Origin of the sequence: Agromyces sp. NPDC056523 (assembly GCF_042794545.1) — a bacterium.
Lineage (GTDB): Bacteria > Actinomycetota > Actinomycetes > Actinomycetales > Microbacteriaceae > Agromyces.
Window position 1 is genome coordinate 634029 of sequence record NZ_JBHTTM010000001.1, and the last position, 20499, is coordinate 654527.

20 protein-coding genes are annotated in these 20499 nt (G+C 71.3%); 12 read left to right on the plus strand and 8 right to left on the minus strand.

What is annotated here, in order from left to right; all coding sequences use genetic code 11:
- Positions 1-50 precede the first annotated feature (50 nt).
- Entirely contained in the window at positions 51-1181 is a 1131-nt protein-coding gene (locus ACFQ58_RS03080) for a hypothetical protein (protein ID WP_376949422.1), read from the plus strand.
- A gap of 51 nt (positions 1182-1232) precedes the next feature.
- On the opposite strand, the gene ACFQ58_RS03085 is transcribed toward ACFQ58_RS03080, so the two are convergent.
- Positions 1233-1631 (minus strand): SHOCT domain-containing protein, encoded by a 399-nt coding sequence (locus ACFQ58_RS03085; protein WP_376949424.1) that lies wholly within the window; start codon positions 1629-1631, stop codon positions 1233-1235.
- 172 nt (positions 1632-1803) lie between these two features.
- Between ACFQ58_RS03085 and ACFQ58_RS03090 the strand changes: the two genes are divergently transcribed.
- The 8 genes from ACFQ58_RS03090 to ACFQ58_RS03125 all read left to right on the plus strand — a co-directional run bounded on the left by ACFQ58_RS03090 (position 1804) and on the right by ACFQ58_RS03125 (position 9957).
- Entirely contained in the window at positions 1804-2235 is a 432-nt protein-coding gene (locus ACFQ58_RS03090; protein ID WP_376949426.1) for a DUF6325 family protein, read from the plus strand.
- 52 nt (positions 2236-2287) lie between these two features.
- Positions 2288-2608 carry an SHOCT domain-containing protein gene (locus ACFQ58_RS03095; RefSeq protein ID WP_376949428.1) on the plus strand — a complete coding sequence of 107 codons (321 nt, stop codon included), beginning with the start codon at positions 2288-2290 and terminating at the stop codon, positions 2606-2608.
- A 134-nt stretch (positions 2609-2742) separates the two neighbouring features.
- Positions 2743-4617, plus strand: coding sequence for an alkyl/aryl-sulfatase (locus ACFQ58_RS03100; protein WP_376949430.1), 1875 nt, complete (start codon positions 2743-2745; stop codon positions 4615-4617).
- Positions 4618-4651: 34 nt separating this feature from the next.
- Positions 4652-5725 carry an AI-2E family transporter gene (locus ACFQ58_RS03105; protein WP_376949432.1) on the plus strand — a complete coding sequence of 358 codons (1074 nt, stop codon included), beginning with the start codon at positions 4652-4654 and terminating at the stop codon, positions 5723-5725.
- 47 nt (positions 5726-5772) lie between these two features.
- Positions 5773-6765 carry an HAD family hydrolase gene (locus ACFQ58_RS03110; RefSeq protein ID WP_376949434.1) on the plus strand — a complete coding sequence of 331 codons (993 nt, stop codon included), beginning with the start codon at positions 5773-5775 and terminating at the stop codon, positions 6763-6765.
- Positions 6766-6849: 84 nt separating this feature from the next.
- The gene (locus tag ACFQ58_RS03115) at positions 6850-7998 is read left to right on the plus strand and encodes a type III polyketide synthase (RefSeq protein WP_376949436.1); all 1149 of its coding nucleotides are present in this window, start codon (positions 6850-6852) and stop codon (positions 7996-7998) included.
- A gap of 2 nt (positions 7999-8000) precedes the next feature.
- Entirely contained in the window at positions 8001-8762 is a 762-nt protein-coding gene (locus ACFQ58_RS03120; RefSeq protein WP_376949438.1) for a methyltransferase, read from the plus strand.
- A complete protein-coding gene (locus tag ACFQ58_RS03125) occupies positions 8755-9957 on the plus strand; it encodes an FAD-dependent oxidoreductase (protein ID WP_376949440.1) in 1203 nt (400 codons plus the stop codon). Before ACFQ58_RS03120 ends, ACFQ58_RS03125 begins: the two co-directional genes overlap by 8 nt.
- A 27-nt stretch (positions 9958-9984) precedes the next feature.
- Here the strand turns inward: ACFQ58_RS03125 and ACFQ58_RS03130 are convergent, their stop codons facing one another.
- Positions 9985-10428, minus strand: coding sequence for a nitroreductase family deazaflavin-dependent oxidoreductase (locus ACFQ58_RS03130; protein WP_376949442.1), 444 nt, complete (start codon positions 10426-10428; stop codon positions 9985-9987).
- Positions 10429-10850: 422 nt separating this feature from the next.
- Here ACFQ58_RS03130 and ACFQ58_RS03135 point away from each other — a divergent pair, with 422 nt between their 5' ends.
- Positions 10851-13061 (plus strand): ATP-dependent Clp protease ATP-binding subunit, encoded by a 2211-nt coding sequence (locus tag ACFQ58_RS03135; protein WP_376950328.1) that lies wholly within the window; start codon positions 10851-10853, stop codon positions 13059-13061.
- A gap of 11 nt (positions 13062-13072) precedes the next feature.
- Here the strand turns inward: ACFQ58_RS03135 and ACFQ58_RS03140 are convergent, their stop codons facing one another.
- Both ACFQ58_RS03140 and ACFQ58_RS03145 read right to left on the minus strand, forming a co-directional pair.
- Positions 13073-14338, minus strand: a complete 1266-nt coding sequence (locus tag ACFQ58_RS03140; protein ID WP_376949444.1) for an MFS transporter — start codon at positions 14336-14338, stop codon at positions 13073-13075.
- Between the two features lie 137 nt (positions 14339-14475).
- Entirely contained in the window at positions 14476-15066 is a 591-nt protein-coding gene (locus tag ACFQ58_RS03145; protein WP_376949446.1) for a hypothetical protein, read from the minus strand.
- A gap of 118 nt (positions 15067-15184) precedes the next feature.
- Here ACFQ58_RS03145 and ACFQ58_RS03150 point away from each other — a divergent pair, with 118 nt between their 5' ends.
- A complete protein-coding gene (locus ACFQ58_RS03150) occupies positions 15185-16237 on the plus strand; it encodes a zinc-dependent alcohol dehydrogenase family protein (RefSeq protein WP_376949448.1) in 1053 nt (350 codons plus the stop codon).
- A gap of 112 nt (positions 16238-16349) precedes the next feature.
- Here ACFQ58_RS03150 and ACFQ58_RS03155 read toward each other — a convergent pair whose 3' ends face one another.
- Together ACFQ58_RS03155 and ACFQ58_RS03160 are read right to left on the minus strand one after the other, a co-directional pair.
- Complete coding sequence (locus tag ACFQ58_RS03155; RefSeq protein ID WP_376949450.1) at positions 16350-16940, minus strand: nitroreductase family protein; 591 nt, start codon at positions 16938-16940, stop codon at positions 16350-16352.
- 98 nt (positions 16941-17038) lie between these two features.
- Complete coding sequence (locus ACFQ58_RS03160) at positions 17039-18133, minus strand: threonine aldolase family protein (RefSeq protein ID WP_376949452.1); 1095 nt, start codon at positions 18131-18133, stop codon at positions 17039-17041.
- A gap of 107 nt (positions 18134-18240) precedes the next feature.
- Between ACFQ58_RS03160 and ACFQ58_RS03165 the strand changes: the two genes are divergently transcribed.
- Complete coding sequence (locus tag ACFQ58_RS03165) at positions 18241-18402, plus strand: hypothetical protein (protein WP_376949454.1); 162 nt, start codon at positions 18241-18243, stop codon at positions 18400-18402.
- 49 nt (positions 18403-18451) lie between these two features.
- Here ACFQ58_RS03165 and ACFQ58_RS03170 read toward each other — a convergent pair whose 3' ends face one another.
- Positions 18452-19573 carry an ABC transporter permease gene (locus ACFQ58_RS03170; protein ID WP_376949456.1) on the minus strand — a complete coding sequence of 374 codons (1122 nt, stop codon included), beginning with the start codon at positions 19571-19573 and terminating at the stop codon, positions 18452-18454.
- Entirely contained in the window at positions 19570-20454 is an 885-nt protein-coding gene (locus ACFQ58_RS03175) for an ABC transporter ATP-binding protein (protein WP_376949458.1), read from the minus strand. The genes ACFQ58_RS03170 and ACFQ58_RS03175 overlap by 4 nt, the downstream gene beginning before the upstream one ends.
- Positions 20455-20499 lie beyond the last annotated feature (45 nt).

Here is a 20499-nt window from a genome sequence, read left to right on the forward strand (position 1 = left end):
CACGGTGGTCGCGCCGGGGGACGGCGCGCCGGGCCTCGAGCGGAGGACCCATGTCGCAGCCCTCGACGATCGGCGGGATCCTCAGGGAGCCCACGCGCACCATCGAGTCCGAGGAGTCGTCGGCGCTCATCGTCGGCGCCGGCGTGTTCGTGGTGTCGGGACTGCTCGGCCTCGTGCTGTTCTGGGGTCGCGACCTGCCGATCGCCGGGCCCGGATCGCTCGGCGCCGCCGTCGCGATCGGATCCGCGATCGTCGCCGTGCTGGCGTTCGTCGCGGGCCGGATGGTGCTGCGGCGGCGCTTCGGCGAGCGCGACGTGCCCGTCGAGCCGATCCCTGCTCCGGCCGGCCCCGACCGCGCGCCCGGATCGCTCGACGAATCCGGCCCGCGGTTGCACTGGTTCGACGTGGTCGCCCTGGCGCTGGCGCACGCGGTCATCGCGCTGCTCGGTTGGACGGGGCTCGCCGACGTGCTCGAGCAGAGCTTCCTCGGCGCCGAGGTGTACCTGGTTCCGGCGGCCGCCCTCTTCGGCGTGGCGCTCGCGCTGACCGCCTACGTGTCGTTCCTGTCGTCGGTGCGGATGACGCCCATGCTGCTCTCGCTCGTCCTCGCCGTCTTCCTCGTGGTGGGCGTGATCACCGCGATGCTCAGCTCCACCGACCCGCTCTGGTGGGAGAAGAACCTCTCCGCGCTCGGCATGACCGACGACGTCTCGGCGCTGGCGTTCAACCTGACGCTCATCATCGCGGGCGCGATCGTGACGATCGTCGCGCGCTACGCCACCGCCGGCCTGCCTGCGGTGACCCCCGCCGAGCGGCGCGGGCGTGACGTCGCCCGGTGGGGCCTCGTGCTCATCGGCATCCTGCTCGCCTGCGTCGGCATCTTCCCCGTCGACGACTTCTTCGCGCTGCACAACACCGTCGCGACGGGCATGGCAGTGGTCTACGCCGTGCTCGTGATCGGCCTGCCCCGGTTCCTCCCGACGATGCCGCGCGTCTTCGTGCTCGTCGGCTGGGCGTACGTCGTCGTGATCGTCGTCCTCGCGGTGTTCTTCTTCACCGGGTACTACAACCTCACGGCCGTCGAGCTGGTCGCGGGCCTGCTCATCTTCAGCTGGATCATCCTGTTCCTCCGGAACACCGGCTCGGTCGTGCCGCGCCGGGTCGTGGCGGTCACGGCCTGACACGCCGAACGGCCGGGCGCCTTCGCGCCCGGCCGTTCCGTTCCCCCCGGTTCACGCGGTGTGCGTGAGCGCCTTCGCCTTGAGCGCCTCGTACTCCTGCGCGTTGATCGTGCCCGCGTCGAGCAGCGCCTTCGCCTTGGCGATCTCGTCGGACGGACTGTGCCCGCCGGCCGTCTGGCGGATGTACTGGTCGGTCTGCGCCTGCATGTCGGCCGCCTGCTTCGCCGAGCGGCGCGCCATCCCGTCGCCCCTGGCGATGAGGTAGACCAGCGCGGTCAGGAACGGCAGGAAGATCAGGAAGATGATCCAGATCGCCTTGACCCAGCCGTTGGTCTCGTGATCACGGAAGAGGTCGCCGATGATCGCGAACAGGGCGAAGAGGTAGGCGATGAATGCGAAGCTCCAGAAGAAGATCCATACGAAGTTCCAGAAGTTGTCCCAGAAGTCCACGGGGGTGCGCCTTTCCAGTCGATGACAGGGGACGAGCCGCCCCCTGAGCGTCACCATAGCGACGGGCTCGCGGAACCTCGGGACTTTCGGCACGTGAGCGCGCGGGCGGCGAGGGCTTGAATCGTGGGGGCGGCACCGCCGCTGTGAGCCTCGATCAGCAAGGGGGAATCGCATGGCCGAGTTGGAGTACGGTCCGGTCGACATCTACGTCGTGAGCTTCGAGGGCGACAGGCCCGACGACGCGACGCTGTCGGCGCTCGGCGACCTGATGGTGGGCGATGAGATCCGCCTGCTCGACCTGCTCATCGTCGCGCGCGCCGAGGACGGCAGCGTGACGATCCGCGAGTTCGAGGAGTTCCGCGACGAGTACGGCTTCACCGTCGTGGAGCTCGAGGCCTCGGGCATCATCGGCGACGAGGACATCGACGCCCTCGCCGACGGCATTCCGCCGGGGATGGCCGGCGCGATCATGGCGATCGAGCTGCTGTGGGCCAAGCGGATCGCGTCGGCGTTCGCCGCATCCGGCGGCGAGGTGCTACAGGTCGAGCGCATCCCCGCGACGGTCGTCAACGAGGTGTTCGCCGCCGCGGCGGACGTGGAATAGGGGGAGGACAGTCATGCCACTGGGCAGAGGAGGCCGGCCGGGACTGATCGGCATGGCAGCACGGACGGCCGTGGTCGCTGGAACCGCGACCGCGGTCAGCGGCAGGGTCGCGCACCGCCAGAACGAGCGGTACGCCGACCAGCAGGCGCAGGAGCAGGCGGCCGCCCAGCAGCAGTGGGAGGCGGAGCAGTACCAGCAGCAGCAGTACCAGGCGCAGCAGGCCGCCGCGCAGCAGGCTGCGCCCCCGCCCCCGCCCGCGGCGGCCGGCGGCACCGACGTGGTCGCCGAGCTGCAGAAACTCGCCACGCTCAAGGAGCAGGGCATCCTGAGCGACGCGGAGTTCGCGGCCGCGAAGGCGAAGCTGCTCGGCTGAGGCGAACGATCCGGACCCTTCCCCCCGCCTCCGTCCCGCATTAGGGTCGGACGCGGGGGGACGTGGAGCGGCACAGCGCAGGGCTCGTGCCCTGCGCTGTCGGCTGCGCGTCCGCGACCAGGGAGAGGACGCACGTGCAGCAGAACGAGGCCACCGAGCCGATCCGGGCGCAGCAGCGCGAGGTCGCGGCATCCCTGCCGTTCGACGACACGCGCGACGTCGAGGCCGTCCGACGCGGCCTCGTCGCCCCGCTCGACCCGACCGTCGTGCGCGGCGCGGACGGCGCGGTCGTGTGGGACGCGGACGAGTTCGACTTCATCGTCGGCGACGCGCCCGACACGGTGAACCCGAGCCTCTGGCGGCAGTCGTCGCTCGTGGCGAAGGGCGGCCTCTTCGAGGTGGTCGAGGGCATCTACCAGGTGCGTGGGCTCGACCTCTCGAACGTCAGCTTCGTCGAAGGCCGCAGCGGCGTGATCGTCATCGACCCGCTGATCTCGAAGGAGACCGCCGCCGCCGCGCTCGCGCACTATCGCGCGCACCGCGGCGACCGGCCGGTCACGGCCGTCATCTTCTCGCACAGCCACATCGACCACTTCGGCGGCGTCTTCGGCGTCACGACGAAGGAGGAGGTCGAGGCGGGGCATGTCCAGGTCATCGCGCCCGAGGACTTCGTCGCCGAGGCCGTGGCCGAGAACGTCTACGCGGGCGTCGCGATGACGCGCCGCGCGGGGTACATGTACGGGGCGGCGCTCGACCGCGGCCCGAAGGGGGCCGTCGGCGCCGGGCTCGGCCAGTCGACCTCGAAGGGGCAGCCGGGCATCCTCGCGCCGACGCTCGAGATCCGCGAGACCGGCGAGACGCACACGATCGACGGCATCGACATCGAGTTCCAGATGGCGCCGGGGACCGAGGCGCCGGCCGAGATGCACTTCCTCTTCCCGCAGCTGCGGGCGCTCTGCATGGCCGAGAACGCCACGCACACGCAGCACAACCTGCTCACCCTGCGCGGCGCACTCGTGCGCGACCCGCGCGTGTGGTCGCGGTACCTCACCGAGGCGATCGAGCGGTACGCCGACCGGGCCGACGTGGTGTTCGCCTCGCACCACTGGCCGACCTGGGGCGCGGCCGAGATCCGGGAGTACCTCGGCCTCCAACGCGACCTCTACGCGTACCTGCACGACCAGACGCTGCAGATGATGAACCGAGGGATGACCGGGGCCGAGATCGCCGAGGAGTTCCGGCTCCCGCCGGCGCTCGAGCACGCCTGGCACACGCGCGGATACTACGGCTCGGTGAGCCACAACGTGAAGGCGATCTACCAGCGCTACATGGGCTGGTTCGACGGCAACCCCGCCCGGCTCTGGCCGCATCCTCCGAAGCCGCTCGCCGAGCGGTACGTCGCGGCGATCGGCGGCCTCGACCGCGTGGTCGAGCTCGCCCGCACCGCGTACGACGAGGGCGACTTCCGCTGGGCGGCGACCCTGCTCGACCACGCGGTCTTCGCCGATGCCGGGCACGCGGCGGCGCGCGCCCTCTACGCCGACACGCTCGAGCAGCTCGCGTACGGCGCCGAGAACGGTATCTGGCGCAACTTCTTCCTGTCGGGTGCGACCGAGCTGCGCGTCGGGAACTTCGGCACGCCTGCGGCGAGCCACGCCCCGGAGCTCCTGACGCAGCTCTCGCCCGAGCAGCTGCTCGATGCGATCTCGATCACCGTCGACGGTCCGCGCGCCTGGGACCTCGACGTCGCGTTCGACCTCGGGTTCTCCGACCTCGGCCGGAACTTCCGGGTCACCCTCCGCAACGGCGTGCTGGTCTCCGTGGAGCGGCCGGCGGATGCCGCGACCGCGGCGGCCACGGTGACGCTGACGAAGCCGCGCCTGCTCGCACTGCTCGGGGGCGACCGCGAGAGCGCCGGCATCGTCGTCGTCGGCGACGCGGGCGTGCTCGACCAGGTGTTCTCCGTGCTCGTCCCGGGCGACCCGTCGTTCGACATCGTCGTGCCGTGAGCCCGGCGGCGGGGGTCGCCCGTATCGTGGTGCCGTGAGCGATCAGGGAGCGCCGGCCGCCCCGTCGCCGAGCCTGCGCGCCGCCGTCGTCGTCATCGCGACGCTGCTCGCGCTCGGCGCGCTCTGGTTCGCGCGCGAGATCGTGGCGCCGCTCGCGCTCGGCGCCGTGCTCGTGATCATCGTCCATCCGCTGCGCCATCCGCTGCAGCGTCACGGATGGCCGCGATGGGCCGCCACGATCGTCGTCGTGGCGGTCGCGTACCTGATCCTCGGGGTGCTCGCCGCGCTGCTCGTGTTCGCGGGCGTCCAGTTCGCGCAACTCGTCACCGACGTCCTCGACGACCTGCAGGCCGCCGCGGCATCCGTCGTCGACTGGCTGTCGTCCGTGGGTCTCGGCGAGCAGGTCGCCGACGCGACCTCCAGCGCGCTCGATCCGGCGGCCCTGCTCGACCTGGTGCAGGGGGCGAGCGGATGGCTCGTGGGCTTCGTCACCGCGGCCTTCTTCGTGCTCGCCTACGTGATCTTCATGGCGGCCGACGCCGCGCGGTACGGGCGGGCGGAGCAGGCGCTCGGTCGCGGCGTGCGCCCGGCGATCGACCGCATCCGCGCGTACAACGCGTCGGTGCGCCGCTACTACGTCGTCAACGCGTCGTTCGGCGCCGTGGTGGCGGTCATCGACGGGCTCGCGCTGTGGGCGCTCGGCATCCCGGTGCCGGCCGTGTGGGCGATCCTCGCGTTCGTCACGAACTTCATCCCGAACATCGGGTTCGTGCTCGGCGTCATTCCACCCGCCGTGCTCGCGTTCGTGGTCGGCGGCGTGCCGCTCATGATCGCGGTGCTCGCGATCTACTCGGTCGTCAACGTGGTGCTCCAGGTGCTCGTGCAGCCGAAGTTCGTCAGCGACGCCGTCGACCTCTCGCTGACGCTGAGCTTCGTCTCGGTGGTGTTCTGGACGTTCGTGATCGGACCGCTCGGCGCCATCCTGTCGATCCCCCTGACGCTGCTCGTGCGCGACGTCCTGCTCGACCGCGATCCCGGCGCGCGGTTCCTCCGCTGGCTGTCGGGTGACGCGCGGGTCCCCCAGCAGACACCCAGCGGAGCTCCCTAGACCGCTGCCGTGCGCGAAGACGAAGCCGCTCGGCTAGTCTGGCGCCCATGACGAGAGCGCTTCCGTCATGGAACGACGGTCCGGCTCGCGAGGCGATCCTCCGGTTCGTGGGCTCGGTCTGCGACGGGCCCGATGCGCTCCCCGAGGAGGAGCGCATCGCCGTCTTCGACAACGACGGCACGCTCTGGGTGGAGAAGCCCGTGCCGACGCAGCTGCACTTCGTCATCGAGCAGTGGCGCGCCGAGGTGGAGGCCGACTCGTCGCTGAAGGAGCGCGAGCCGTACCGTGCCGCGGTCGATCGTGACGATGCGTGGTTCCGCCGGGCGATCGAGCAGCACCACGCGGGCGACGATCACGACATGGACCTGGTGATGGACGCCATCCTGTCGACCGTCAGCGATCGACCCGTCGAGGAGTACCACGCGGAGGCCACGGAGTTCTATCGCCGCGAGCGGCATCCGGCGCTCGATCGTCCGTACGAGCGCACGGTGTACCAGCCGATGCACGAGCTCCTGCGCCACCTCGAGGACCACGGCTTCACCTGCTACCTGGTCTCCGGCGGCGACCGCGACCTCATGCGTCCGATCAGCGCCGAGTACTACGGCATCCCGATCGACCAGGTGATCGGCTCCGCCGTCGGGGTCGAGTACGACACCGACGCGAACGAGCTCCGGTACGGGGGCCGGTTCGAGATCATCGACGACGGCGTCCAGAAGCCGGTCCGCATCTACGCGAACGTGGGCCGGCGTCCCATCCTCGCCGCAGGCAACTCGGACGGCGACCTGCCGATGCTCCGCTACACGACGCGCGCGCCACGATCGCTCGGCCTGCTCATCCACCACGACGATGACGGCGGTCGAGGGGACGAGGCCTACGACGTCGGCGCCGAACGGGCGCTCCGCGAAGCCGACGAGCACGGGCTCGTCGTCGTGAGCGTGAAGGACGACTGGTCCGAGGTCCTGCCCGAGACGGATGCGGAGACCGAGACCGAGCCAGGTGAGCGGCCGGGTCCCCAGCAGACACCCAGCGGGGCTCCCTAGACCGCCTCGGCTCCCGGTGGTTAGTCTGCAAGCGGGAGAGGGGGCACCCATGCCGCAGCGACGAACCGATCCGAGGCCGGCGGCATGAGCGCGGGGGTGCACCTGCGCGGACTGTCCACCGTGGTGCCGCCGACGATCCTGCCGCAGGCTGCAGTGCGCGACGTGTTCCGGGAGCAGCCCGGACTCAACCGGCTCGCGCAGCGGATCATCGGGACGTCGTTCGACGTGTCCGGCATCGAGCGGCGCTACACCGTGCTCGAGGAGCTCACGTTCGACGACCTCGGCGACGACCCGGTCTTCTTCGACCGCTCCACCGGCGAGCTGAAGCTGCCCGGCACGAAGGCGCGCAACGAGATCTACGCGACCGAGGCCACGAAGCTCTACCTCGAGGCGGGCCGCGCGGCGATCGCCGCGACCCCCGGCGTCGAGGCGTCCGACATCACGCACGTCGTGACCGTGTCGTGCACGGGCTTCTACGCGCCGGGCCCCGACTACATGCTCGTGCGCGACCTCGGGCTCGGGCCTGCCGTGCAGCGGTACCACCTCGGGTTCATGGGCTGCTATGCGTCGATGCCGGCGCTCCGCAACGCCGTGCAGTTCTGCGAGGCCGACCCCGATGCGGTGGTGCTCGTCGTCAGCGTCGAGTTGTGCACGCTGCACCTGCGCTCGTCGAACGACCCCGACACCATCGTCGCGTCGTCCCTGTTCGCCGACGGCGCGGGTGCCGGCATCGTCACGGCCCGTCCGCTGGAATCCGGCGAGCGCGCGCTCTCGCTCGACCGCTTCGAGACCCGGATCACCCCGGTCGGCGAGGGCGACATGGCGTGGAAGATCGGCGACCACGGCTTCGAGATGGTGCTCTCGAACGCGGTGCCGGCGATCATCGACGACCACATCACCGGCGCGCTCGAGCCCCTCTTCGCGCCCGACGCCGACCTGGCCGAGGCGCTGGCTGCGGATGTCGCGGGCGAGCACGTCGAGCATTGGGCGATCCATCCGGGCGGGCGCAGCATCCTCGACAAGGTGGAGTCACGGCTGCAGCTCTCGGAGGCGCAGCTCGTGCCGGCCCGGTCGACCCTGCGCGACTTCGGCAACATGTCGAGCGCGACCGTGCTGTTCGTGCTGCGGTACATCCTCGACCAGGCGACGTCGGCAGACGGCGAACGCGTCGCGGCGATGGCGTTCGGGCCCGGGCTCACCGTCGAGTCGGCGCTCATGACGGTGAAGGGGTGAGGATGGCGCGACCCGCCGTGGCCGAACCGGGTCTCCTGCGCGCACTGGCCACGCTCGACCACCGAGACGAGACGGCACGCGAGCTCATGGACGACCCCGCCGCCGACCTGGTCGCGATGGATCGCACGTACCACCGCTTCGGCCCCGTGAACCGCATCGTCTCGCGCCCCGCCGCGGTGTACGAGGAGTGGGTGCGCCCGCGCCTCGCGACCACGCACGCGGCGCGCATGCTCGACGTCGGCGCGGGCGGTGGCGACCTGCCCCGCGAGATCCTCCGCCACGCCGAGCGCGACGGGCTGCGCCTCGAGATCGTCGCGATCGACCCCGACGAGCGCGCCGTCCGCTACGCCTCGCGGCACGCGAGCCCGCGGTTCCATGCCCGCGTCGCGACCACGGCCGACCTCGTCGCCGAGGGCGAGACCTTCGACGTCGTGTGGTCGAACCACGTCCTGCACCACCTCACGCCCGCCGAGCTCGGAGCCCTCCTCGCCGACACCGAGCGGCTCGTCGCGCCCGGCGGCATCGGCGTGCACGGCGACATCGAGCGCGGTCGCGCGGCGTACCTGGGCTTCTGGGCGGCGACGCTGCCGTTCGCATGGAACGCGCTCGCGGGCTCCTTCATCCGTCCCGACGGGCTCACGTCGATCCGGCGCAGTCATACGGCGTCCGAACTCGCCGCGGCGATCCCGAGCGGATGGCGCGTCAAGCGCGGGTTCCCGTCGCGGCTCGAGCTCGTCTGGGGCAACGAGATCGCCGATGACTGACGAGCCAGCCCGAGTCTCGGCCCACGCGAGCGTCGGGGCCGACCGCGACGGGGACGCCCGGATCCACGACGTCGCGGTCGTGGGAGCCGGCTCGGTCGGCCTGCTGCTCGCGTGCCTGCTCGCGCGGCGCGGGGTCGACGTCGTCGTGCTCGAACGCCGACCCACTCCTCCGCCCGCGACCGCGTCGTCCCGGGCGATCGGCATCCACCCGCCCGGACTGCGCGCGCTCGACGTCGCGGGCATCGGCGACGAGGTGCGCCGGCGCGCGGTCGAGATCCGCGACGGTCGCGTCACGTGCGAGGGGCGCACGCTCGGCGCGATGCGGTTCGCCAAGGCGGGCCTCGTGCGGTCGCTGCCGCAGCGCGAGGTCGAGGCGATGCTCGAGGAGCGCCTCGCGGGGGCGCCGTCGGTGCGCATGCGGCGCGGGTTCGAGGTCACCGCCATCCGGGACCGCGGCACGCACCTCGTCCTGCGCGGCACGTCGGCGGGCGAGCACGCGGGGGTTGCCGCGCGGTATGCGATCGGTGCCGACGGCGTGCGAAGCGGCATCCGCTCGCTCATGGGCGCCGACTGGCACCGCCGCGGCGGACGAGCGAGCTACGTGATGTGCGACACGGTCGACGACACCGATGCCCGGCAGAGCGCGCTGCTGCACTTCGAGCCCGCGGGAGTGGTCGAATCGTTCCCGATGCCCGGCGGCCGCCGCCGCTGGGTCGCGTGGGTGCGCCGCCCGCCGACCGAGCTCGATGCGACGGCGATGGCGACCATCGTCGCGACCCGTACCGGCGCCGCGTTCGCGACCGATGGTGCGGGCGCGCCCACGGCGTTCGAGGCCGCGCAGCACCTGGCTCGGCCGCTGGCGGCGGGCCGCATCGCCCTCGTCGGCGACGCCGCGCACGAGATCAGCCCGATCGGCGGGCAGGGCATGAACCTCGGATGGAGCGACGCCGTGCACCTCGACCGCGAACTGGCGCGCGCGCTCGCGGCAGGGGCGCCCATCGACGTGTTCGAGGCCTACGACCGGTCGCGGCGGACGGCCGCGCTGCGCGCGACCCGGCAGGCGGCGTTCAACATGCGGATGGGCGCTCCCGCCTCGGGCCTGCGGCTGCGCACGCGCAACGCGGCCGTGCGGGTGCTCGCACTCCCGGGCCTGCGCGGGGTGCTCGCGCGCGCGTTCACCATGCAGTGGCTGTGAGGCCGCCGGCGCGCGCCATCCGCCGGCTCAGGTGACGTCGATCGGCGTCAGCACGAAGATCGGGATCTGCCTGTCGGTCTTGGCCTGGTAGTCGTCGTACGGCGGCCAGACCTCGGTCGCCCGCTGCCACCAGACCGACTTCTCGTCGCCGGTCACCTCGCGCGCGACGTAGTCGCGCCGGACCTCGCCGTCCTGGAGCTCCACGTGCGGCTGCTTCAGCATGTTGAAGTACCAGGCCGGATGCTCGGGCTGGCCGCCCTGCGAGGCCACCACCGCGTACTCGCCGTCGTGCTCGACGCGCATGAGCGCCGTCTTGCGCAGCTTGCCGCTCTTCGCGCCGACCGTCGTCAGCACGATGACGGGCCTGCCGCGCAGCGAGCCGGCCTCGCGACCTCCCGTCGCCTCGTAGGTCTCGGCCTGGTCGCGCGCCCACTTCGACGTGCTCGGCGCGTACTCGCCCTGCAGCGGCATCCGTTCCTCCTCGTTCGGGTCCTTGCTCCACGGCAACGCGCATGCGGCCGGCGGGATTCCCGGCGTCCCCTCGATTGCTCGCCACCGGCCGCGATTCCCGGGTTCGTGCGGGTGCACCCGCAGAAACGCGGGTTTCGCGGAGGGGCGGCCGGTGCGAAAGGGTTCCGCCGGGCGCGATTCCCGGATTCGTGCGGGTGCACCCGCACGAACGCGGGGGTCGCAGAGGGCGGCCCGGTCGGAGCGGCGACGAGGGCGGCCGAGCCGTCGACAGGGTCGCGGGGCCGGTCTAGCGTGAGGGGCGGGGGAGCGGACCGGCTCGTGCGTGAGGACGCACGCGAGCGCGCGACATCCGGAATACCGACCCCTTCGGGGAAGTTGAGCGTAGTAGGCTCAAGTTTGAAGAAGGGAACTCCGTGGCCAACATGCAGGGCGCGCCGAGCTCGCAGGAGGAGCAGAAGTCGGCGCTCGAACAGTACGGCGTCAACCTCACCGAGATCGCCAGGCAGGGCAAGCTCGACCCGGTGATCGGGCGCGACGCCGAGATCCGCCGCGTCAGCCAGGTGCTCACGCGGCGCACCAAGAACAACCCCGTGCTCATCGGCGAGCCCGGGGTCGGCAAGACCGCCGTCGTCGAGGGGCTCGCGCAGCGCATCGTGGCCGGCGACGTCGCCGCCTCGCTGAAGGACAAGCAGCTCGTCGCGCTCGACATCTCCGCCCTCGTCGCCGGTGCGATGTATCGCGGCCAGTTCGAGGAGCGCCTCAAGGCGGTGCTCAAGGAGATCAACGACGCCGAGGGCCGCATCATCACGTTCGTCGATGAGCTGCACCTGCTCATGGGCGCCGGCGGGGGCGAAGGCTCGGTCGCGGCGTCGAACATGCTCAAGCCCATGCTCGCGCGTGGCGAGCTGCGGCTGATCGGTGCGACCACGCTCGACGAGTACCGCGAGTACATCGAGAAGGATGCCGCGCTCGAGCGCCGCTTCCAGCAGGTGTTCGTGGGTGAGCCGTCCGTCGAGGACACCGTCGCGATCCTGCGCGGACTCAAGGGCCGGTACGAGGCGCATCACGGCGTGACCATCACCGACGCGGCACTCGTGGCCGCGGCATCCATGTCGAACCGCTACATCACCGCCCGCCAGCTGCCCGACAAGGCGATCGACCTCATCGACGAGGCCATGTCGCGCCTGAAGATGGAGATCGACTCGAGCCCCGTCGAGATCGACCAGCTCAAGCGCCAGGTCGACCGGCTGAAGCTCGAGGAGCTCGCGCTCAAGCGCGAGAAGGACGAGGCCTCCAAGGAGCGCCTCGAGCGCCTCCGCGAGACCCTGGTGCAGCAGGAGCGCGAGCTGGCGCAGCTCGAGGAGCGGTGGTCGCGCGAGCGGATGTCGCTGAATCGCGTCGGCGAGCTGAAGAAGCGCCTCGACGAGGCGATCACCCAGCGCGACCGCGCCATGCGCGAGGCCGACTACGCGACCGCGTCACGGCTCGAGTACGAGACCATCGCGCAGCTGCAGCGCGACCTCGACGAGGCCGAGCGCGCCGAGCAGGCGCCCGACGAGCCGCGCATGGTCAACGAGCAGGTCACCGAGGAGGACATCGCCGCCGTCATCGCGCAGTGGACCGGCATCCCCGTCGGCAGGCTCATGCAGGGCGAGACCGAGAAGCTGCTGCACCTCGAGCAGGAACTCGGCCGTCGCGTGATCGGGCAACGGGACGCGGTCACCGCGGTCGCCGACGCGGTGCGCCGCGCCCGCGCGGGCGTGTCCGATCCTGACCGCCCCACGGGCTCGTTCCTGTTCCTCGGGCCGACGGGCGTCGGCAAGACCGAGCTCGCCAAGGCGCTCGCCGCGGTGCTCTTCGACGACGAGCACGCCATGGTGCGCATCGACATGTCGGAGTACGGCGAGAAGCACACCGTCTCGCGACTCGTCGGCGCGCCCCCGGGGTACATCGGCTACGAGCAGGGCGGTCAGCTCACCGAGGCCGTGCGTCGCCGCCCGTACTCGGTGATCCTGCTCGACGAGGTCGAGAAGGCGCACCCCGAGGTCTTCGACGTGCTGTTGCAGGTGCTCGATGACGGGCGGCTGACGGATGGCCAGGGCCGGACGGTCGACTTCCGGAACGTGATCCTCGTGCTCACGTCCAACCTCGGCTCGCAGTACCTCATCGATCCGACGATGACGTGGACCGAGAAGGAGGGCGCGGTCATGGCCGCCGTGCGGCAGGCGTTCAAGCCCGAGTTCGTGAACCGGCTCGACGACCTCGTCGTGTTCTCGGCGCTCAGCCACGACGAGCTCGGCGAGATCGTGAACCTGCAGATCGACCGGCTCACGGCGCGGCTGCACGAGCGACGCCTCGAGCTCGGCGTCACGCCCGACGCACGCACCTGGCTGTCCGAGCGCGGCTACGACCCGCTCTACGGGGCGCGCCCGCTGCGCCGGCTCATCCAGACCGAGGTGGCCGACCGGCTCGCCCGCTCGCTGCTCGCGGGCGAGATCCGCGACGGCGACACGGTCGTGGTCGGACTCGCGTCGAGCGGCGACCACCTGGAGGTCACGCGGGCGCCCGAGACGGGTGACGTGCCCGAGGGCGGCGACCACGACGTGATCGACGCGGAGATCGTGGACGAGTAGGCGGAGCGGCGCTACTCGACGGCGTCGGCGGTCGCCGTCACCCCGTTGACGGCGGGCGAGACGTGCCGCTCGAGCACGGACGCCAGCACGCCGATGCCGACGCATCCGAGCACCATGAGGGCGATGTACCAGGCCTGGAGTTCGAGGTCGAGCAGCAGCCCGGCGACGATCGGCCCGGTGATGGCACCGCCCTGGAACGCCGCGGAGTTGATCGCGTTGATGCGGCCCCGATTGCGGTCGGAGGCGAGGTCGTTGTACATCGCCGGCACCGTCGGCTGGAGCAGCGTCTCGCCGAACGCGAAGACGCCCATGAACGCCAGCACGCCGATCGCGGCCGCCAGGCTGCCGGGCAGCAGGCCGGTGGCGCCGAGCAGCAGCCACGATCCCGCCCAGACCGCCGCCATCACCATCATCACGCGGGTTCGGCGCCGGCCGCTGATGCGCTTCAGCACCGCGAACTGGAGCAGGACGATCACCGCGGTGTTGACGGCGAACGAGAACCCGATCACCCGGGTCGAGACCTCCGCGACCTGCCGGGCGAATGCCGGGAATCCGGCCTCCATCTGGCCGTAGCCGATGAACATGGCCAGGAAGGTGAGCACGGTGAGCCACACGACGGGCGGTCGGCGGAGGAGCTCTCGGTAGCTGCCTTCGGCCGGCGCCTCGTCGGTCGGTTCGGCAACCCGAGGGCGCACGTGCCGGAGCGGGCCGAGCAGCAGGGCCATCGGGACCAGGCTGCTGGCCGCGTCGACCAGGAAGATCGCGGTGAAGGTCTCGGGAGCAGTCACGTCGACGTAGAACCCGCCGAGGATGCCGCCCACGCCGATGCCGAGGTTGATGAGCGCGAAGTTCACGCCGAAGTACTGCTGACGGAGGTCGCCGTCGACCACCGAGGCGATGAGTGCATTGAAGCCGGGCCACGACACCCCGAAGTTCACGCCCATCAGGATGAGTGCGACCGCCGCGACCCCCGGATGCGTCGCGAACGCCAGCAGCGTGCACCCGGCGATCATCGCGGTGAGGCCGCCGAGCAGCACGGCGCGCGCTCCGTATCGGTCGATGAGCACACCGCCCGGGCCGGTGACGATGAGGCCGGTGACCGCGATCAGGCTCATCAACGCGCCCGAGAGCCCGAGCTCGAACCCACGGACCTCGTGCAGGTAGATGACCGTGAAGGGCAGCGTGAGCCCGCGACCCAGCGTCTGGATCGCGACCGTCGAGAGCAGCCATCTGCCCTCGACGGGGAGTGCGCGCCAGAAGCTGCCGATGCCGACCACCAGAGCATTCTGTCGGAGACCACCGACGTTCGCCCCGGCGGCCGCCGCGTCAACCGACCGCGTCGTCGCCGACGAGCGCACGATCGCGACATCCGCCCATCTCACCAGGCGGATGCCGCGAACGCGCGGACGAACGGTCAGTCGCCGAGGAACTCGGCGACGTCCTCGCAGAAGTCGCGGTCCTCGGTGTCGAACCGCCCGTGCAGCTGGATCTCGCCGTCGACGCCGATGAACTCGTCGTCGTCGGGGAAGCCCGGCGTGCCGTTGTGGTCGACGATGAAGCTGCCCTCGACCTGGCCGGAGTCGTGGAACAGGAACTCGCCGTCGAGCCAGGCCGTCGAGAGCGTCGAGTCCTTGAACGAGATGGTCAGCGTGCCGTCGCCGTTGTCGACGATCTTGTGGTCGCGGACGTTGCCGTGCGACTCGATCACGAACGTGTGGCCGTTCGCGCTGAGCTCGGCGACGGTGTCGTACGTGTCGGCGAAGCGGATGATGCCGTTGCGCTGGGTGGTGATCCGGGTCTTGCCGCTCCCCTGCCAGCTCTCGGCGACCGGGAAGTCGACGATGTCGGGCGGGCACCAGTCCTCCTCGCCGACCTCGTGCACGGTCTGGAACGAGTCCTCCCAGGGGATGATCTGGACGGGAGCGGCGAACGCCGGAGCCGGGACCGTCATGCTGACGAGGAGTCCGGCCGCGAGCCCGCCGCCGATCAGTGTGGTTCGCTTCATTGCGATGCTCCCATCCCGCGATGTGATATGAGGGATGCTCGGGTTGGCTCGGACGCTACGCCCCGCGTCCGCAGGCAGGTACCCCCCGTTCGCGCGCCGCCCGCGTAGGCTCGCACTCATGCTCGCCACCGTGATCCACGCTGCCCGTGACATCCGCGTCGAGGAGGTACCCGACCCCGAGCTCTCGGGCAGCGGCGCCGACGCGATCGTGCGGGTGGTCGCCGCCTGCGTGTGCGGCTCCGACCTGTGGCCGTATCGCGGCATCACCCCCACCGACGCCGCCCACCGCATCGGGCACGAGTTCGTCGGCGTCGTCGAATCCGTCGGGGCCGAGGTCGAGCTCGTCAAGGAGGGCGATTTCGTGATCGCCCCGTTCTACGTGTGCGACGGCACGTGCGTGAACTGCCGCAACGGCGTGAGCACGTCGTGCCTGCAGGGCAGCTGGTGGGGCGGCTCCGACCGCTCGGGCGGCTTCGCCGACGGCGCGCAGGGCGAGCGCGTGCGCGTACCGCTGGCCGACGGGACGCTCGCGGTCGTGCCCGGCCCGGTGGGCGACGACGAGATCCCCGGGCTGCTCACGCTCTCGGACGTGATGGGCACGGGCCATCACGCGGCGGTGTCGGCCGGCGTGCAGCCCGGTGACTCGGTCGCGGTCGTCGGGGATGGCGCGGTCGGGCTCTGCGCGATCATCGCCGCCAAGCGGCTCGGCGCGACCACGATCATCGCGATGTCCCGCCACGCCGACCGGCAGGCGCTCGCGCGCGAGTTCGGCGCGACGCACGTCGTCGAGGAACGCGCCGACGAGGGCGTGGCGCGCGTGCAGGAGCTGACCGACGGCATCGGCGCCGACCGCGTGCTCGAGTGCGTGGGCACGAAGGAGTCGATGGACCAGGCGCTGCGCTCGGCGCGCCCTGGCGGCATGGTCGGCTTCGTCGGCGTCCCCAACGGGGGTCCCGAACTGCCCGTCCGGCAGATGTTCAATCGGAACGTCGGCGTGAACGGCGGCGTCGCGCCGGTGCGCGGGTACATCGAGGAACTGCTGCCCGACGTCCGCTCGGGCGCCATCCGACCGGGTCGGGTCTTCGACCTCGAGCTTCCGCTGTCGCAGGCCGCCGAGGCCTATGCGGCGATGGACGAGCGGCGAGCGACCAAGGTGCTGCTGCGTCCGTAGGCGAGCGTCGCGCGAGCGTACGGCAGCGGCCCGCGGCATCCGAATCGGACACCGCGGGCCGCTGCCGGGGTGGGGGCGGGCTGTGCTGGGGTGTGTCGGGGAGACGGAGCGCCTACGCCGCAGTGATCACCAGCTCGTCGAGCGGCTTGCGGCTGCGCGGAGCGACCTCGCGCTCGCGGAGCGGCTCGGGCAGCGCCGACGCGTCGCCGACCTTGCCGACTGCGGTGATCGAGACGACCTCGAGGCCCTCGGCCAGTCCGAACTCCGACGCGAGGCGAGCGGCGTCGAACCCGCCCATCTGGTGGGTGTGCAGACCGTCGTGCTGGGCCTGCACCGAGAGGTGGGCGACGGCCTGGCCGAGGTCGTACTTCGCCCAGGGGCGGGGCGTGCCCGCCTCGTCGGCGACCTCCGCGATGTTGACGATGAGCGCGGCGGCCGAGTCGGCCCACGCCTGGTTGAAGCCCATGAGCGCGTCGTGGATCGTCGTGAACGACTCGGTGCCGCGCCGGGCGACGATGAAGCGCCACGGCTGCACGTTGTTCGCCGACGGCGCCCAGCGCGCGGCCTCGAGCAGGGTGCGGACGTCGTCGTCGGACAGCACGGCGGCGGGGTCGTAGGCGCGGGGGCTCCACCGCTCCACGAGCGGGGTGATGAGCGGGGCGTCGGTGTCGGCGTGGCGCGAGGCGAGGTCGAGGAGGGTCATGAGCGTGCCTTTCGTGGATGGTGCTGGTCGGGGACGCCGTCGGCCCGATCCATTGCAACGCATGCTTCCTCGGAGTATTCCGAGCGCGTGACGCCCGGTTACGCCCCCGCGACGCGCGCGAGCTCCTCGCGGATCCCGGCGACGAACGCGTCGATGTCGGCCTCGGTCGTGTCGAACGAGCACATCCAGCGCACCTCGTTGCGCGCGGCATCCCAGTCGTAGAACTTGAACCCGCGGTCGCGCAGGCGGTCGGCGACGCCGGCGGGCAGCACCGCGAACACGCCGTTCGACTGGGTCGCCTGCGTGAACGACAGGCCGGGCAGCTCGCCCGCCCTGATGCCGGCGTCGAGCGCGTCGCGCAGGCGGCGCGCCATGGCGTTCGAGTGCGAGGCGTTGCGCAGGTAGAGGTCGCCGTCGAGCAGCGCGATGAGCTGCGCCGACACGAACCGCATCTTCGACGAGAGCTGCATGTTGAGCTTGCGCAGGTACTTGAGGCCCGCGGATGCCTCGGGGTCGAGCACCACGATCGCCTCGCCGAGCAGCGCGCCGTTCTTGGTGCCGCCGAAGCTCAGCACGTCGACGCCGGCGTCGCGCGTGAACGCGTGCAGCGGCAGGCCGAGGGATGCCGCGGCGTTCGAGAGGCGCGCGCCGTCCATGTGCAGGCGCATTCCGCGCTCGTGCGCGTGGTCGGCGAGCGCCCGGATCTCGTCGACCGAGTAGGCGGTGCCGAGCTCGGTGGTCTGCGTGATCGACACGACGAGCGGCTGTGCGCGGTGCTCGTCGCCCCAGCCCCACGCCTCGCGATCGACGAGATCGGGGGTGAGCTTGCCGTCGTCGGTCGGCACTGTGAGCAGCTTGATGCCGCCGACGCGCTCGGGCGCTCCGCCCTCGTCGACGTTGATGTGGGCGGTCGACGCCGAGATCACGGCTCCCCATCGCGGCAGCATCGACTGCAGTGCCGTGACGTTCGCCCCCGTGCCGTTGAACACCGGGTACACCTCGACCGGATCGCCGAAGTGGCGCGCGAACACCTCGTGGAGGTGCTCGGTGTACGCGTCGTCGCCGTACGCGATCTGGTGTCCGCCGTTGGCGGCGGCGATCGCGGCGAGCACCTCGGGGTGCACGCCGGAGTAGTTGTCGGAGGCGAAGCCGCGGATGGCAGCGTCGTGCAGGGGCTGGAACTCGTGGGTCACCGGATGATTCTTCCAGACGACGGCCCACCGGGTTCGCGGTGAACGGCTCGTGAACCCGGTGCGCAAGGGGTTGACCGTCCGACGGCACGACGACGAGCGTGGGGGTCATGCACGATTCGTCCGCCTCGCTCCTCCCCTACGTCGCAGGATTCGCGTTGTGCGTCGGCGCGGTGTTCCTGCTCGTCGCCTGCACCGCGCCGGTCACCTCGGCCGGGGCCGACCCCGGCGCGCGCGGCGACGACACGGTCGTCGTGCAGCAGGGGCGCTGACCGACCGGCCGCCTCCGACGCTCGGGGCTTCGCCCGACGGCGCTCGACCCTAACCCCGCAGCGCGTCGGCGACGCGCACCCGGCCACCCATCCGGAGCAGCGAGTTGCGGTAGATGCGTTCGCCCACGAGCACGGCGGCGACCGTCGTCGCCGCGAGGATCGCGAGCGAGACGAACGGCTCCCACCACTCGGCCTGCCCGAGGAACACCCGCACGGGCATGCCGACCGGCGCCGAGAAGGGCACGTAACTCATGATCGCGAGCACGGTCGGGTCGTCGAAGAAGAAGACGATCAGGAAGTACGGCACCATCACGAGCATCGTGACCGGCGTCGTGGTCGAGCCGATGTCCTCGGCGCGCGAGACCATCGATGCGGCAGCGGCGAACAGCGCCGCCAGCATCACGAACCCGACCAGGAAGAACACTGCGAACCAGGCGACCGACGGACCGAGGCCGCCGAGCAGCACGCGTTCGCCCGTCGCCGTGAGGCCGATGAGCGCGAGCGCCGCGATCGCGATGATCTGCCCGAATGCCATCACGGTGTTGCCGACGACCTTGCCCGTCAGCAGCGCCTTGGCCGACATGGTCGACAGGAGGATCTCGACGATGCGGGTCTGCTTCTCCTCGACGACGGATGACGCGATCGTCGAGCCGAACGTGATCGCGGCCATGAAGAACGCGATGCCGAACCCGAAGGCCACGAGGTAGGCGAGCTGCGGGTCGACGGCCGCCGGCTCGAGCAGCTCGACCGCCGGCGAGACCGACAGCGCCGACACGACCGCCTCGGGCGGTGAGTCGAGCCCGATCACGGTGACCTCGAGCGGGCCGGATGCCTCGGGGACGACGACCGCGTCGACCTCGCCCTCCCGCAGCAGCGACTCACCCTCGGCTCGATCGGAGACGGGAACCGGCTCGAGCCCGTCCGCCTCGTCGACCGCCTGCGCGGCGGATCCGACGACCGCGACGCGCTCGTCCTCGTCGCTCGCGAGCAGGCTCGGCACGATCACCGAGGCGAGTACCGCGAGCATCAGCACCGCGGTCGAGATGAGGAACGCCTTCGACCGCAGGCGCGACATGATCTCGCGGCCGGCGACGAGTCCGACGGTCTGCACGAAGCCGGGCTCGTGCCGTTCGGCCCCATCCGCCCGCACCTGGTCCTTCGACGTGCTCATCGCACGACCTCCCTGAAGATCTGGGCGAGCGTGGTGTGCTCGCGGGTGAACGTGACGACATCGCCGCGAGCGACCGCCTCCGCGAGCACGGCATGACGCGCGCCATCCGTTTCGGCCTCGAACACCGCCCAACCGCCGTCGAACTCGTCGACGCGGATCCCCGGCCGGTCGCGCAGCCATCCGGCGTCGCCCGAGATGAGCAGTTCCCATCGGTCCGATCCGTGCTGTTCGCGCAGGTCGTCGGCCGAGCCGGCCGCGCGGATGCGGCCGTCGGCGATGATCACGAGGTCGTCGCAGATGCGCTCGACCACGTCGAGCTGGTGCGACGAGAACAGCACGGGCGCACCGGATGCCGCGGCATCCGCCAGCACGGCCTGCACCGTCTCGACGGCCATGGGGTCGAGCCCCGAGAACGGCTCGTCGAGCACGAGCACGTCGGGGCGGTGGACGAGGGCGGCCGCGATCTGCGCGCGCTGCTGGTTGCCGAGCGACAGCGATTCGACGGTGTCCTCGAGCCGCTCGCCGAGCCCGAGCCGCTCGAGCAGGTCGGTCGCGTTCCGGCGGGCGGCCGCAGGAGTCCAGCCGTGCAGCCGGGCGAGGTACACCGTCTGCTCGAGTACCTTCATCTTCGGGTAGAGGCCGCGTTCCTCGGGCATGTAGCCGAAGCGACGGCGATCGTCGGCCACGACCGGCCGCCCGTCGACGGTGACGGACCCGCTGTCTGCGGCGAGCACCCCGAGCGCGATCCGCATGGTCGTGGTCTTGCCGGCGCCGTTCCCGCCGACGAAGCCGGTGAGTCGTCCGGCGCCGACCGTGAACGACACGTCGTCGAGCGCGAGGCGGTCGCCGTATCGCTTGGTGAGGTGGCTGAGTTCGAGCATGGGCCCACGCTACGAACGCGCGGACCGCGACGCATCCGCCCCGAG